At 31.3% G+C, this 14,726-nt stretch carries 15 protein-coding genes; all 15 read left to right on the top strand.

Annotation, left to right across the window (positions count from 1 at the left end; all coding sequences use genetic code 11):
* Nucleotides 1-80: 80 nt before the first annotated feature.
* The gene (gene aroE, locus KPL50_RS00255) at nucleotides 81-872 is read left to right on the top strand and encodes a shikimate dehydrogenase (RefSeq protein ID WP_216296435.1); all 792 of its coding nucleotides are present in this window, start codon (nucleotides 81-83) and stop codon (nucleotides 870-872) included.
* Entirely contained in the window at nucleotides 859-1,914 is a 1,056-nt protein-coding gene (locus tag KPL50_RS00250; RefSeq protein ID WP_216296434.1) for a type IV pilus twitching motility protein PilT, read from the top strand. Before aroE ends, KPL50_RS00250 begins: the two co-directional genes overlap by 14 nt.
* A 370-nt stretch (nucleotides 1,915-2,284) precedes the next feature.
* Nucleotides 2,285-3,526, top strand: coding sequence for a cell division protein FtsA (gene ftsA, locus KPL50_RS00245; RefSeq protein WP_216296433.1), 1,242 nt, complete (start codon nucleotides 2,285-2,287; stop codon nucleotides 3,524-3,526).
* Nucleotides 3,527-3,541: 15 nt separating this feature from the next.
* Nucleotides 3,542-4,633, top strand: coding sequence for a cell division protein FtsZ (gene ftsZ, locus KPL50_RS00240; protein WP_216296432.1), 1,092 nt, complete (start codon nucleotides 3,542-3,544; stop codon nucleotides 4,631-4,633).
* Between the two features lie 358 nt (nucleotides 4,634-4,991).
* On the top strand, nucleotides 4,992-5,798 hold the full coding sequence (gene spoIIGA / locus KPL50_RS00235) for a sigma-E processing peptidase SpoIIGA (RefSeq protein WP_216296431.1): 807 nt from the start codon (nucleotides 4,992-4,994) through the stop codon (nucleotides 5,796-5,798).
* Nucleotides 5,799-5,853: 55 nt separating this feature from the next.
* A complete protein-coding gene (sigE, locus tag KPL50_RS00230; RefSeq protein WP_216296430.1) occupies nucleotides 5,854-6,561 on the top strand; it encodes an RNA polymerase sporulation sigma factor SigE in 708 nt (235 codons plus the stop codon).
* 244 nt (nucleotides 6,562-6,805) lie between these two features.
* The gene (locus KPL50_RS00225) at nucleotides 6,806-7,054 is read left to right on the top strand and encodes a YlmC/YmxH family sporulation protein (protein WP_375372897.1); all 249 of its coding nucleotides are present in this window, start codon (nucleotides 6,806-6,808) and stop codon (nucleotides 7,052-7,054) included.
* A gap of 137 nt (nucleotides 7,055-7,191) precedes the next feature.
* The gene (nrdR, locus tag KPL50_RS00220; protein ID WP_216296428.1) at nucleotides 7,192-7,647 is read left to right on the top strand and encodes a transcriptional regulator NrdR; all 456 of its coding nucleotides are present in this window, start codon (nucleotides 7,192-7,194) and stop codon (nucleotides 7,645-7,647) included.
* Between the two features lie 77 nt (nucleotides 7,648-7,724).
* Nucleotides 7,725-8,435 (top strand): peptidoglycan editing factor PgeF, encoded by a 711-nt coding sequence (gene pgeF / locus KPL50_RS00215; protein WP_216296427.1) that lies wholly within the window; start codon nucleotides 7,725-7,727, stop codon nucleotides 8,433-8,435.
* Nucleotides 8,436-8,468: 33 nt separating this feature from the next.
* Nucleotides 8,469-9,164, top strand: coding sequence for a response regulator (locus KPL50_RS00210; protein ID WP_216296426.1), 696 nt, complete (start codon nucleotides 8,469-8,471; stop codon nucleotides 9,162-9,164).
* Nucleotides 9,165-9,166: 2 nt separating this feature from the next.
* On the top strand, nucleotides 9,167-10,870 hold the full coding sequence (gene pnpS, locus KPL50_RS00205; protein WP_216296425.1) for a two-component system histidine kinase PnpS: 1,704 nt from the start codon (nucleotides 9,167-9,169) through the stop codon (nucleotides 10,868-10,870).
* 164 nt (nucleotides 10,871-11,034) lie between these two features.
* On the top strand, nucleotides 11,035-11,922 hold the full coding sequence (locus KPL50_RS00200) for a phosphate ABC transporter substrate-binding protein (RefSeq protein ID WP_216296424.1): 888 nt from the start codon (nucleotides 11,035-11,037) through the stop codon (nucleotides 11,920-11,922).
* A gap of 251 nt (nucleotides 11,923-12,173) precedes the next feature.
* The gene (gene pstC, locus KPL50_RS00195; RefSeq protein WP_216296872.1) at nucleotides 12,174-13,070 is read left to right on the top strand and encodes a phosphate ABC transporter permease subunit PstC; all 897 of its coding nucleotides are present in this window, start codon (nucleotides 12,174-12,176) and stop codon (nucleotides 13,068-13,070) included.
* Entirely contained in the window at nucleotides 13,070-13,957 is an 888-nt protein-coding gene (gene pstA / locus KPL50_RS00190; RefSeq protein ID WP_216296423.1) for a phosphate ABC transporter permease PstA, read from the top strand. The genes pstC and pstA overlap by 1 nt, the downstream gene beginning before the upstream one ends.
* A gap of 13 nt (nucleotides 13,958-13,970) precedes the next feature.
* Nucleotides 13,971-14,723 carry a phosphate ABC transporter ATP-binding protein PstB gene (pstB, locus tag KPL50_RS00185; protein WP_216296422.1) on the top strand — a complete coding sequence of 251 codons (753 nt, stop codon included), beginning with the start codon at nucleotides 13,971-13,973 and terminating at the stop codon, nucleotides 14,721-14,723.
* Nucleotides 14,724-14,726: the final 3 nt, after the last annotated feature.

Here is a 14,726-nt window from a genome sequence, read left to right as displayed (position 1 = left end):
TTAAAAAAATAAAAAAAGGAGAATTATATAATTTCGTCGAATATTATAACTCGTCTATATTATAACTTGGAGATGATAAAGTGAAGTATACTGGATTACTTGGTAATAATATACAATATTCTCAGTCACCAAAAGTTCACAATGAGTATTACAAATTAAATGGACTTGATTTTAATTATAAGTTATTTGATTTACAAAGGAATGAAATAACTTATTTTATTGAAAATTTAGATGATAATAATATAATTGGATTTAATGTAACTATACCCTATAAAGAGCATATTATTAATTTTCTAGACCAGGTTATGGGTCCAGCAAAGGATATAGGAGCAGTAAATACAGTTGTGTTAAAAAATAGTAAGCTAATTGGCTACAACACAGATTATTTAGGTTTCATTGAAAGCCTAAAAGTAGAGGGGGTTAATTCTCTGAAGGGTAGGGCACTGATTATTGGAAATGGAGGGGCTGCAAAAAGTATATTTTTTGCACTTAAAGATCTGGGAATAGAATTCATAGACATTACAGGCAGAGACAAGTGTAAAATTCTCAATCAATTCCCTAAAGTGGATAATTTTGTAGAATTTAATTCTACTATTGATTGTAACAACTATAATATAATTGTGAATTGTACGCCCTTAGGTGGAATAAATCATCTTGAGGAATTGACAATAAAATTAGAAAACACTTCAGAAAAAAATATATTATACGATTTAAACTATATACCTGAGAAAACATTGTTTTTAAAGCACGGTGAGGAAAATGGTGCGAAGATTATAAATGGCAAGGATATGCTTAAATTTCAAGCGCATTTTGCAATAGATATTTGGAGAGCTTCATTAAAAGAACGGAGGACAAATAATGATATCACTTAGTGAATTACTAGAGAAAACCACAGAACAAAATGCATCAGATTTGCACTTAACAGTTGGTTCCGTACCAATTATTAGAGTTAATGGACATTTAATACAAGTAGGGAAAGATAAATTGACTCCATCAGATACTGAAAAGTACTCAAGAGAAATTTTACAAGATTCTTATGAAGAATACTATGAAAATGGAGAAATTGATACTTCTTATTCTATTGGGGGGCTTGGGAGATTTAGGGTTAATGTTTATAAGCAAAGAGGAAGCGACACCATCGCTATTAGAGTAGTTGCGCTAAAAATACCTACGCTTAAACAACTTGATTTTCCAGAGGTTGTCCGCGCACTTACCGTAAAGCAAAGAGGTTTGGTTTTAGTTACTGGACCTACAGGCAGTGGTAAAAGTACTACACTAGCTGCTATGGTTAATGAAATTAATTCTACTAGAGCATGTAATATTATAACCCTGGAGGATCCTATTGAATATTTGCATAAACATAACAAATCCATCATTAATCAAAGGGAAATTGGAAAAGACAGTAAAAATTATAAAAATGCCTTAAGAGCTATCCTTAGAGAAGACCCGGATGTTATATTAGTAGGCGAAATGCGAGATCTTGAAACAATTTCTATCGCTATTACCGCAGCTGAAACTGGACATTTGGTTTTCTCTACGCTACATACTATAGGTGCAGCAAAAACAGTTGATAGAATAGTGGATGTATTTCCTCCGCATCAGCAGCAACAGATTAAAGTCCAATTGGCAGCAGTGATGCAGGGAATAGTTTCTCAACAATTAATACCAAAGGTTAATGAAAAAGGAAGAGCTGCGGCTCTTGAGGTAATGATATCAACTCCAGCAATTCAAAACCTTATAAGGGAAGGTAAAACACATCAATTACAGTCTTGTGTTCAAACTGGAGGGAAATATGGTATGAAAACAATGGACATGTCCATTGCAGATTTATATAAAAAAGGCATTATATCAAAGGATGAGGCAATGACATACTCAGTAGATAATGAAATGATGGTAAGAATGCTATCCCTTTAGTCAAAAATTAAACTGAGCTAAAAGCATAGAGGAATGATAGCTTTTAGCTTTATTTTTACTTTAAACCAAGGTTCAGTCATATATTAACTGGGTAAAGTTACCTTAGTAATATAATATTGCTTTTTTTATATATTGCTATTATACTAAGCCTAGAAGAAAAGTTAACATTTTAACATTATTATTATAATGTAGTTTACTACTTCTAAATTAAGTTTATAGACATATACAAATATGGAACAGAATGCAAGTGACTTTAATTGTATTTAAATTTATAATAAAATTTATAAAAATTCAAATAAATAAGAGGAAAATTTATTTATTTGTTGAATATATACACTTGAGGTTTCTCTTATGAGGGGGGATAAACTTAATGAATGAACATTTAGTGGGAATAGATTTAGGATCATCGAAAATATGCGGAGCAGTTGGTAAGATTGCTAGCAATGGAAAACTTCAGATTATAGGCATTACATCAGTGGTATGTAGTGGTTTAAATAAATCAGTTGTAATAGATATTGATAGTACAGCTGAAGCTATAAAGCAATGTATCACACAATTAGAGCGTATGACAGATACTCAAATAAGTGATGGGTATATATCACTACCTGGAGGGATTTGTGAACTAGTAAGAAATACTGGAATGATTGCAATATCTTCTGAAGATAGAGAGATTAAACAATCTGATGTAGACAGGGTGATTGAAGCAGCTAAACTTATATCAGTTCCATCCGATAAAGAAATAGTTGGTGTCGAACCTGAACAATATATTGTTGATGGATATGACAATATCAAAGACCCTAGAGGAATGAGTGGAGTAAGACTAGAAGTTGAAGCACAAGTAGTCATGGCTAAGTCTACAGTAGTTAGTAATTTGTTGAAAAGTGTAAAACATGCTGGGATTAAAGTTAATGGTATAGTACTTGGGCCGTCAGCTATTTCAGAGGCGGTTCTACGAAGAGAAGAGAAAGATATGGGCATAGCAATTGTAGATGTTGGAGCAGAGACCATTGATATCTCTATATATAAGGGTGCAAAACTAAAATATACTTCTATTCTTCAATTAGGTGGAAATAATATAACCAATGATATATCAGTTTGTCTTAAAGTTCCTTTTAGCGAAGGCGAAAGATTAAAGCTTAAATATGGAAGTTTAGTTAAAGGCAATGAAACTGATTTAGAGAAAATTAGAGTTAAAGATTCTTATGATAATTTCACTGAAATTGATAATAATTTATTAGTTGATATAATTGAGGCTAGAGTAGAAGAATTATTAAATTTAATTAAAATAAACTTACTAAATAGTGGATTTTATAAAGAAATTTCTGGTGTAGTTATAGTTGGTGGGGGTATCTCTTTATTTAGAGGCACCACTGAGCTAAGTAAAGAGATATTTAATAAATCAGTAAGAATAGGTTCTCCAGATTATGTTGGGGCTGCTAGCCCTATTTACGTTACAGCAGTTGGAATAGTTGTACAAGCTGCTAATAATATTAAAACTACTAATAGTTTTTCTGAAGAACTAGATGAAGGTAAATGGTCAAAAAAACAAAATAAAAGTGGAAAAAACGAATTTGCAGCAAAAATCAAAGGGTTTTTTGCAGACTTTTTCTAATAAGGAGGTAGTGTTGTGCTAGATTTTGATGTTGATGTTCAAGAATTTGCTCAAATTAAAGTAATTGGGTGTGGTGGCGGAGGAAATAACGCTATAAACAGAATGATTATGGAGGGACTTAAAAACGTAGAGTTTATAGCTATAAATACTGATAAACAAGCTCTAATTCTTTCTCATGCGGTACAAAAAATTCAAATTGGTGATAAACTTACTAAGGGGCTAGGAGCAGGAGCCAATCCAGAGATTGGTATGAAAGCAGCAGAAGAAAGTAGAGATGAAATATCTCAAGCTATTAAAGGCGCAGATATGGTATTTATTACTGCAGGTATGGGAGGCGGTACGGGTACTGGAGCTGCACCTGTGGTTGCAGAAATTGCTAAATCTATGGGAATACTAACTGTAGGAGTTGTAACAAAGCCATTTCCTTTTGAAGGTAGAAAAAGAATGATTAATGCTGAAATAGGGATAAAAACTCTTAAAGAAACAGTAGATACTTTGGTAACAATTCCAAATGAAAGATTATTAACCATGGTAGATAAGAAAACTACATTGATGGACTCTTTTAAAATGGCTGATGATGTTTTAAGACAAGGTATACAAGGTATATCTGATTTAATTACTATACCTGGTCTTGTAAATCTAGACTTTGCAGATGTAAGAACAATTATGCTTGCAAAAGGTCTTGCACATATGGGTGTTGGTAGAGCGTCAGGTGATAATAGATCCCAAGAAGCAGCAAAGCAAGCTATTTCAAGTCCATTACTCGAAACTTCTATAGTGGGTGCTACTGGTGTACTTTTAAATATTACTGGTGGAACGGATCTCGGACTCCTTGAAATAAATGAAGCTGCAGAAATTGTACAAGGTGCTGCAGATCCAGATGCTAATATTATATTTGGTGCAGTAATAGATGAGAATTTAAAAGATGAAATAAGAATAACAGTTATTGCCACTGGCTTTGAAAATGAAAAAATGTTAAAAGTTAAAACTGCGCCAAAGACAAAAGAAAAAGAATTTATTAAGCCTATTGAAGAAGCTGCATATACTAAAGATTATGAAGCTTCTGACTTAGAAATTCCAGCTTTTTTAAGAAGACAGAGTAAGTAAACTACATTTAATTAAATGGACAAGGGTAGAATAGACTAGAGCACTGGCTTGTTATTTATTTGAGTCTGCAAAACAAACAATAAAGTGCCTTTTGGCACTTTATTTGCGTCTAAAACAATTTTAATTACTAAAAAGACTATATTGCTTTTACAATACTAACGCTTTATCTAAACCTATTTTAATAAGTTTAGGTTGGCAGTTGATTTGTAGGACATAGGTCTTTTTTTATTACCTATACATTAAACAGAATATGGGAATTAGTGACGGTTTATAGAAGAATAAAAATTAAAATTGTGGTAAAAAATGACAAAATTTTAAAGTCATAAGTTATATAATGTTTTTAAAGGAGGAAGGACGAGTGATAGTATATGTAGATGTTCTTATATTAGTAAATTTTATAGTTAATCTATTCATATTGCATGTTACTGTTCAAACATTAAGAAAAAGAGTAAAGTTTATTTGGATTTGCCTTTCAAGTTTTGTTGGTAGCTTATATGTTTTAACAGTAGTTTACCCAGATCTAAAATATTTGTCATATATGCCTTTTAAAATATTAATAGTTATTGTAATGATTTTAATTGCTTTTAGAGAGAAAAATTTTTTATTCAATATTAAAGCTTGTCTAATCTTTATATTATATTCAATTCTTTTAGCTGGAATGTGTTTATTTATTCAAATAAGCAATAGTAAAAATATGTCATTTGATGTAATTATAATAGATTTTCCTTATGAAAAGTTACTTCTTTCAGTAATGATAATTTACATATTGATATATAGGATTATCATTTTTATAGGGGATAGAAAAAAAATAACAACCCTTATATATACTATTGACATAATAAATAAAAGTTACAAAAAAAGTATTAAGGCATTTTTAGATACCGGAAATGAGCTTCGAGAGCCTGCTACTAATTTGCCGGTATTAATTGTTGAACGGGATATTTTAAGTGAGGTAATGCTTGAAAAAAACAATACCTATTACATCCCCTATACTGTACTAAATGGTACAAATGGAAGACTGGTAGGGTTTAAACCAGAGTATATTAATATTCATATTGATAAAAAAAATATTGAAACAAGAGATGTGATTATAGCCTTTTGTGAGTATAAACTAAGCAAAGATAATGACTATAACGGGCTTATGTCTAGGGGGATACTCAGCTAATAGGTTCAAATAATAATAATTATTATAGATAAATAATAGTGATAAGGAGGATATTATGTTCAATTTTAAAGTAGTGTTAAACAAGTTGATTGTTAAATTCAAAGTATTTTCAAAAAATTTGTTTTATATAGGGGGTAATGATGCACTACCACCTCCATTAACTAAGGATGAAGAGGATGAATTAGTAGTCAGATTAGATACAGGGGATAAAAAGGTTAGAGCAACCTTAATTGAAAGAAATTTAAGACTAGTAGTATATATAGCTAGGAAGTTTGAAAATACAGGCGTAAATGTTGAAGATTTAATTTCTGTAGGAACCATAGGGCTAATCAAAGCAGTTAATACTTTTGATCCTGAAAAAAAAATTAAGCTAGCTACATACGCTTCAAGATGTATTGAAAATGAAATTTTAATGTATCTTAGGCGGAATAGTAAAATTAAAACGGAAATTTCTTTTTATGAGCCCTTAAATGTTGATTGGGATGGTAATGAATTATTACTTTCTGACATTCTTGGCACAGACAATGATGTGGTTTACAATATTATTGAAGATGATGTAGATAAACAATTGCTTTGGCTTGCTATGCAACGTTTAAATGCAAGAGAAAAAGAGATTGTACAGCTAAGATTTGGTTTAAATGGAACTACAGAAAAAACGCAAAAGGAAGTGGCTGATATTCTTGGAATATCCCAGTCTTATATCTCAAGACTTGAAAAAAGAATTATAAAAAGATTAAAAAAAGAAATTACTAAAATGGTATGAGGTCCCCTTGTGGGGCCTTTTGCAATCTCATTTTAAATCATACTTAAAATATATGCCTTATCTTAAAAATTTAAAATGTTCTAATTATAAATAATATTTTTAAAAACTAAATAATATTTTTCATAACTTATGAATATAAATAATATAAAGTGTTAATTATTTTTAAAAATAGACTAGTATAGCTAGTTATCTTTAAAAAGTGGTTTTACAAAAACTTATGGGGGGTAATAAAGTGGATAGCTTAATGTTTGCATTAAATAACTTAAGACAGATGGAAATTATAGATATAAATTCAGGCTCGAAAATGGGATACATCAAAGATTTAAAAGTTGATTGTGAGGAATATAGAATTATATCAATCCTACTTCCAACTCTAAAATCATCTTGGTTCAATAAAAATAATAGCATTGAAATACCTTGGGAAAAAGTTAAAAAAATTGGTGTGGATGTTATTCTTGTGGATGGTAGTGATGTAAATATAGAGAATGAATAGTAAGGCACATAAAAACAAATAACAAGTCAGTAGATTTGTTATTTGTTTTTATGTGCCTAAAGTATTTTAATTTACAAAAAAAAGTGTATAATGTTAGTATATTTGCTAACTATACAAGGAAAAGGGCGTGAAAAACATTGAAGTGTCCATATTGTAGCTGTGAAGAAAGTAAGGTTGTTGATTCTAGATCTACAGAAGATAATATTGCAACTAGAAGAAGACGCGAGTGTTTAAGTTGTTTTAAACGATATACTACTTTTGAAAAAGTGGAGGATATACCTATTTTAGTTATAAAAAAAGATTTTAATAGAGAATATTTTGACAGAACAAAAATAATAAATGGCCTTATGAAGGCCTGTCAAAAGAGGCCAGTATCAAGGATGCAAATTGAAGCCATTTGCGATGAAGTAGAGAAACAGCTGAATAATGAAATGCTTACAGAAGTAAAATCTGACTATATAGGAGAAATCATTATGAGTATACTAAAAAATGTAGATGAGGTTTCTTATGTTAGATTTGCTTCAGTTTATAGGCAATTCAAAGATATTAATACCTTTATGGAAGAGATAAGAAAATTAATGTCTAAGGAATAAAAATGCCTTTAGGCATTTTTTTGCACTTTGAGAAATTATAAAATTTTTGATACTGTAATTATAAATGAGGTGAAATAATGCAAATTGAAACTATTAATAATTATGAATTTATTAAATTCCAGTATGAGAATGCAGTGATTTTGTTTTCTACAGCAAAGGATAATCTAAACTTTAATAAAAATACTGAGGGTGGATTACTAAATTTAGAAAAAATTAAGGCACATTACAATTTACAAGGTATTGGTTATTTAAATCAAATTCACAGTGATACAATTTTCAATTTTGATGAAAATGTTAATGACGGAGATGCGCTAATAACAAATAAAATCAGAATAGCTATAGGTGTGTTTACAGCAGATTGTGTTCCAGTAATATTAGTAGACAATAAAAAGGGAGCAATAGCCGCAGTACATAGTGGATGGAAAGGTACAAAAGCATCAATTGTAAGTAAAACTATAAAAAAACTAGAACAAGATTACGGCTCAAATGCTAAGGATATTAAGGTTTACATTGGTCCACATATAGGTGGCTGTTGCTATGAAGTTAGTAATGAGCTGATAGAAGAGTTTACTAGTGAGGATATTTATAGTAATATTAAAATTAGCAATAATAATAAATTGGATTTAGAAAAGTGCATTTTGGCACAGCTTGTGGAGAAAGGTATTAAAGAAGAAAATATTACTACTACCAATATTTGCACTGTCTGTAATAACCAATTTGAATTATATTCCTATAGAAATAGTGAAAATAAACAAGGGAGGATGTTTTCTTTTGTATATTTAACATAATAACTTACGTAGGAGAAATATGGAGGGATTAACATGGCTGGAGAAAAAATATTAGTGGTAGACGATGAAGAACATATACAGGAGTTAATTAAGTTTAATCTTGAAAAAAGTGGGTATAAGGTTATATGCGCTGGCGATGGTATAGAAGCTATAAAACTTCTTAAAGAACAATTGCCACAATTGATGTTGCTAGATTTGATGTTGCCTGGAATGGATGGCCTGGATGTATGCAAGGAAATTAGAAAAGACTCATCTATGGCAAATATGCCAATAATAATGATAACGGCCAAAGGCGAAGAAATAGACAAAATAATAGGTCTTGAGCTAGGTGCAGATGATTATATTACAAAGCCATTTTCAGTAAGAGAGCTAGTTGCAAGGATTAAAGCTATACTTAGAAGAACCAATATGCAACTAGTTGAGAAGACTTTCAATATTGGTAATTTGGCTATTGATTTTGGTAAACACGAGGTAATTAAAAGTGAAAGTAAAATTGATTTAACCTTAAAAGAATTTGAGTTATTGGAAATCCTAATAAAAAATAAAGGTAGAGTTATGACGAGAGACTTCTTATTAGACAAAATATGGGGTTATGAATACTTAGGTGAAACAAGGACTGTAGACGTTCATATAAGACATCTAAGACAAAAGATTGAAGAGGATGATAAAAATCCAGCGTATATCCAAACTATTAGGGGTATAGGTTATAGATTTAATTTTGGTGATTGATAATGAAAAAAAAATTAGTTGTATATTTGCTAGGTACTGTAATTTTTATATTTATAGTAGTAACGGCTCTATTTGTATCTATATTTAACTATGAATATCAACAAAATCTAAAAGATAAACTTCAAATAAATAATAATATGATAATTAGCTTATTGCAAAGTAATAATTTAAGAGACACTAAGAAGTTTTTCACTAAGAACTTAGCTAATTCACAGTTGAGAGTAACCTACATAGATAAGAAGGGGAAAGTTATTTATGATTCAACTGTAAATCAGGAAACTATGGGTAATCACAATGATAGGCAGGAAATAATAGTAGCAAGAAAAAGTGGTAGTGGATTTACGATGAGATATAGTAACTCTACAGAAAAGAATATGATGTATTTTGCAACGACTTTTGGAGATGGTCTTATTATTAGAAGTTCTATGCCACTTAAGATTGTAAATGGACTGGGTAGTAAATATTTTAAGTTTTACATCCTAGCTATATTTTTTTCAGCGCTAATGTCAATTTGGTTTTCTCTAAAACTATCCTATATTATAGTAAAACCCATTACAGACTTGATTTTTATTACTTCAAGAATTAGTAAGGGGGAATTTAGTAGACGCGCCAGAATATTATCGGATGGTGAAATAGGGCAGTTAGCTAAGAACTTTAATGAGATGGCAGATAAACTAGAATTTACATTAAATGAAGTTACAGACAAGCAAAACAGGCTAGAGGCTATTCTGCAAAGTATGGACAGTGGAGTCATTGCTGTGGATAGAAAAAATAGAGTGATAATGATTAACCCTTATGCTAAAAAAATGTTCGGAATCACTAAAGATATTATAGGACAAAATCTTCTAGATAATATAAGAGATTTTCAATTAGAAGATATCTTCCATCAAAGTGATGATGATTATAAAGAAATAAAAATAGTTTGGCCACAAGAAAGGGAACTTAGAATAAAGACTGCAGATATAATAAACAGAAGTGAACATATTGGCACTGTTGCTGTGGTTCAAGACATTACTGAAGTGAAAAAATTAGAGATAATGAGAACGCAATTTGTTGCTAATGTTTCCCATGAGCTTAAAACGCCTTTAACATCTATTAAAGGCTTTGCAGAAACACTAAAATATGTGGATGATGCTGATACAAAGGAAAAATTTTTAAATATAATCAATGAAGAAGCTGAAAGATTGACTAGATTAATTTCAGATATTTTAATACTTTCACATATAGAACAACAAAAAGAAGTCAAAAAGGAAAAAATTGATGTTAATAAAATTATAAGAGACGTGTACAATTTGATGAAAAACATGTCGGATGTGAAAAAAATCCATTTAACCATACAAGAGCAAAACATAAAAACCTTGATTGGTGATGCTGATAGGTTCAAACAAATGTTAATTAACTTAGTAGGTAATGCAATAAACTACTCAGAAACAGGGGATAGTGTTTGCATTGGCATGGAGAGCAAAAAAGATAGGTTCATTCTATGGGTTGAGGATACTGGGGTTGGAATAGATAAAAAACAAATCCCGCGTATTTTCGAGAGATTTTATAGAGTGGATAAGGCTCGTTCTAGATCAAACGGCGGAACAGGGCTTGGTCTTGCTATTGTTAAACATATAGTGCTTCAGTTAAATGGAAAAATATATGTAGAAAGTGAACTGGGCAAAGGTAGTAAATTCATAGTTGAAATACCATATTCTGAATAATGACAAAAGGAACATCCTCAATTGTAAAGTTTAATTAACATTGGTTAAACTTAAATTAACTTTTACATAATACAAAGTTAACTTTCAGGGTATAATATTGTAAATGTAAGGAATAGTTAAACAGCTAATATAAAAATTAAAATTAACGATTGGGGGAATTATAAATGAAAAGAAAAAACTTTAAATTAATGTTGGCTGCAATAGCAGTTGCAATGACAGCAGGGATTTTCACGGGTTGTTCAGGCAAAACTGGGACTACACCTGAAACTAAAACAGGTGAATTAAATGGTTCAATAACTGCAGCAGGATCAACTGCACTTCAGCCACTAGCTGAACTCGGTGCTAAAAGTTTCCTAGATAAAAACCCAGGAGCAACTGTTAATGTCCAGGGTGGCGGAAGTGGTACAGGACTTAAATTAGTATTAGAAAGTAGTGTAGAAATAGGGAATTCAGATATATATGCAAAAGACAAAGCAGGAATTGATGCTACTGCATTAAAAGATCATAAGGTATGTGTTATAGGAATTGCAGCGGTAACAAATCCAAAAGTTAAAGTAGAATCTTTAACAAAGAAGCAATTACTAGATATATTTACAGGAAAGATAAAAAACTGGAAAGAAGTCGGCGGAGCTGACATAGCGGTTACAGTTATAAATAGACCAGCATCTTCAGGAACAAGAGCAACATTTAAACAATTTGGCTTAGATGGCAAGGAAGAAGTTGCAGGCTTAACTTCAGATTCAAGTGGAGCTGTTAAAGGAATGGTCACAAAAACAGAAGGAGCAATAAGCTACTTAGCATTATCATACTTCTCTGATGCAGCTAATAAAGAAGGTTTAAATGTATTGAAAATTGATGGTATTGAAGCAAACGCAGAAAACATAAGCACAGATAAATATAAAATTTGGGCATATGAGCATATGTACACTAAAGGTGAACCTACAGGAATAACAAAAGCATATTTGGATTATATGGTAAGTGATGAAATGAAAGCAGGAATAAAAAAACTGGGATATATTCCAATGGCAGATATGAAGGCTAAAAGAGATTAATGTTCTCAAAAGGCTGGGTAAAACCAGTCTTTATTTGCATTAAATTCTACCCTTCGGTACTTGTCCTATTAACGATTTTAGAAGGAGCTTTATACCCCCCCACCGAAGTTTTCTTTTTACTAGGGTAGTAAGTTCTTATTTATGGAAAATGGTGAACTTTCCTTCTGAAATGTGGTTAAAATAATTTTTAGAGGTAAAATGATATGAAAAAAAATGATAGGAAATCAATGTTTTTAAAACTTAAAGCCGATATGAAAAAAATATTATTAAAACTTAAAAATGAATATTTAGGACGAGGTTTTGCAATATTTTGTGGTGCAATTATAGTCATTCTTACCTTTTCAATCATATTATTCCTAACTACTAAAGGCTTGAATACCTTTATAAAGCATGGATATTCAATATTTAATTTTATATTCTCGGGGAATTGGAATCCAGAGGGCAGCGGAGAATCTTTATCTCCTCAATTTGGAACTTTGGTATTTATTCTTGGGTCAACAGTGGTTTCTTTCCTTGCAGTGCTAGTAAGTGCACCAATAGGGGTAGCACTAGCCGTATTTATGAATGTAATTTCACCAAAACTCGGCACAAAAGTTCTTCAACCTGCCATTGAGTTATTTGTGGGAATACCTTCTGTTGTTTATGGCTGGATAGGAGTAAGTGTATTAGTACCTATTATTAAGATTTTTTTTGGAGGAATAGGGTTTAGTCTACTTGCAGGAGTATTAGTTATTAGTGTAATGATTTTACCAACAATAACAAGTATTTCTTCAGATGCTATAAAAACTATACCTAAAGATTATATAGAAGCATCCTATGGACTTGGCGCAACTAGATGGCAAACTATAATTAAAGTAATTATTCCAGCAGCTAAAAGTGGAATATTAACAGGCATAGTCCTGGGAGTTTCAAGAGCCTTTGGAGAAGCACTGGCAGTTCAAATGGTTATAGGGAACTCCGTTACCTTCCCTAAGGGGTTACTTGGAACCACAGCTACATTAACAAGCATACTAACAATGGATATGGCAAATACGATTTATGGTACAGCGTGGAATGACGCATTATGGTCAATGGCACTATTATTACTAATAATATCCTTTGTATTTATACTTCTAATTAGAAAACTTGGAAAAAGAGGTGAGATATAATGAATGCTAAAGTTAAAGATAAAATAGCAACTATAGTTTTATACATAATTTCTGCCTTAGTGATTCTTTTGCTTATAAGCCTCATAGGATATATAATATATAATGGGAGACAATCCTTAAATTTGAAATTTTTATTTGGTGAACCCAAAATCGGTGAGGCCGGTGGAGGAATTGGACGTCAATTATATAATTCAATACATTTGCTACTAGTAACTCTTATAATTACAGTACCGCTAGGGGTAGGGGCTGGAATATATTTAGCTGAATACGCAAAAGAGGGAAAGCTATTAAATATTATAAGATTGAGTATTGAAACTATGGCATCTCTGCCTTCTATAGTAGTAGGCTTATTCGGACTATTAGTTTTTGTTAATATGACAAAATGGGGATATTCTCTTATTGCTGGAGCATTAGCTATAACGATAATAAATTTACCGGGTATGACTAGAGTTTGTGAAAATGCTATTAAAGCTGCATCATTTGGTGTTAAAGAAGCCAGTTTAGGCCTGGGTGCTACTAGGTGGCAAACTATTAAAAATGTTGTGTTACCCTCTGCAATGCCTCAAATTCTAACAGGTATTATACTAGCAGCAGGAAGGATATTTGGAGAAGCAGCGGCATTACTTTATACTGCTGGTATGAGTGCACCAACTTTAAATTTTACTAATTTAAGCTTAACCAGTAAAGCTTCAGCTTATAGTTTATTAAGGCCCGCTGAAACTTTGTCTGTCTATATATGGAAGCTGAATTCTGAAGGAATGGTGCCTGATGCTGCTAAGATAGCAAATGGAGCTTCAGCAGTTTTAATAATAGCAGTGCTTATATTTAATGTATCTGCAAGAATAATCGGGAAAAAATTATATGAATCTCACACAGGAAGTAAATAGGGAGGTAAGCGACATGGGAATAGTTATAGCAAAGGATTTAAACCTATATTATGGAAATGTTCAAGCACTTAAAAATGTAAATATTAATATAGAAAAAAATTCAGTTACTGCACTTATAGGACCATCTGGTTGCGGTAAATCAACATTTTTACGTACTATTAACAGAATGAATGATTTAATAGATTCTGTTAAAATAGATGGAGAAGTGTTATATGAAAATAAAAATATATATAGTCCGGATTATGATGTTATAGATTTAAGGAAAAAAGTAGGAATGGTATTCCAAAAACCTAATCCCTTCCCTATGTCAATATACGACAATGTAGCTTATGGCCCTAAAATTCACGGCCTAACTAATAAAAAATACCTTGATGAAATTGTAGAGGATAGTTTGAAGGGAGCTGCCCTCTGGGGTGAAGTAAAAGACAGACTTAAAAAGAGTGCACTAGGGTTATCTGGTGGGCAGCAACAACGTCTATGCATAGCTAGGACTTTAGCTGTGCAGCCTGAAGTTTTATTAATGGATGAGCCAACTTCTGCCTTAGACCCTATTTCTACATTAAAGATTGAAGAATTAATGGATGTGCTTAAAAAGAAGTATACGGTTATAATTGTTACTCATAATATGCAACAAGCAGGTAGAATATCTGATTATACCGCATTTTTTCTCAATGGAGAAATAGTTGAAAATGGCAAAACAGAAAATATATTTTACAAACCGCAAGATAAAAGAACTGAGGATTATATTACAGGAAGATTTGGTTAAAAT

Origin of the sequence: Clostridium sp. CF012 (assembly GCF_018861755.1) — a bacterium.
Lineage (GTDB): Bacteria > Bacillota > Clostridia > Clostridiales > Clostridiaceae > Clostridium_AD.
Note: the sequence above shows the minus strand (reverse complement) of the source record. Positions and strands in the feature narration are given on the sequence as shown.

Excerpts from the sequence above, each read along its gene's own strand:
- pstB (WP_216296422.1), top strand. The coding sequence starts at position 13,971 with ATGGGAATAGTTATAGCAAAGGATTTAAACCTATATTATGGAAATGTT.
- ftsA (WP_216296433.1), top strand. The coding sequence starts at position 2,285 with ATGAATGAACATTTAGTGGGAATAGATTTAGGATCATCGAAAATATGC.
- sigE (WP_216296430.1), top strand. The coding sequence starts at position 5,854 with ATGTTCAATTTTAAAGTAGTGTTAAACAAGTTGATTGTTAAATTCAAA.
- KPL50_RS00210 (WP_216296426.1), top strand. The coding sequence starts at position 8,469 with ATGGCTGGAGAAAAAATATTAGTGGTAGACGATGAAGAACATATACAG.
- pstC (WP_216296872.1), top strand. The coding sequence starts at position 12,174 with ATGAAAAAAATATTATTAAAACTTAAAAATGAATATTTAGGACGAGGT.
- pnpS (WP_216296425.1), top strand. The coding sequence starts at position 9,167 with ATGAAAAAAAAATTAGTTGTATATTTGCTAGGTACTGTAATTTTTATA.
- KPL50_RS00225 (WP_375372897.1), top strand. The coding sequence starts at position 6,806 with ATGTTTGCATTAAATAACTTAAGACAGATGGAAATTATAGATATAAAT.
- pstA (WP_216296423.1), top strand. The coding sequence starts at position 13,070 with ATGAATGCTAAAGTTAAAGATAAAATAGCAACTATAGTTTTATACATA.
- KPL50_RS00200 (WP_216296424.1), top strand. The coding sequence starts at position 11,035 with ATGAAAAGAAAAAACTTTAAATTAATGTTGGCTGCAATAGCAGTTGCA.
- pgeF (WP_216296427.1), top strand. The coding sequence starts at position 7,725 with ATGCAAATTGAAACTATTAATAATTATGAATTTATTAAATTCCAGTAT.
- KPL50_RS00250 (WP_216296434.1), top strand. The coding sequence starts at position 859 with ATGATATCACTTAGTGAATTACTAGAGAAAACCACAGAACAAAATGCA.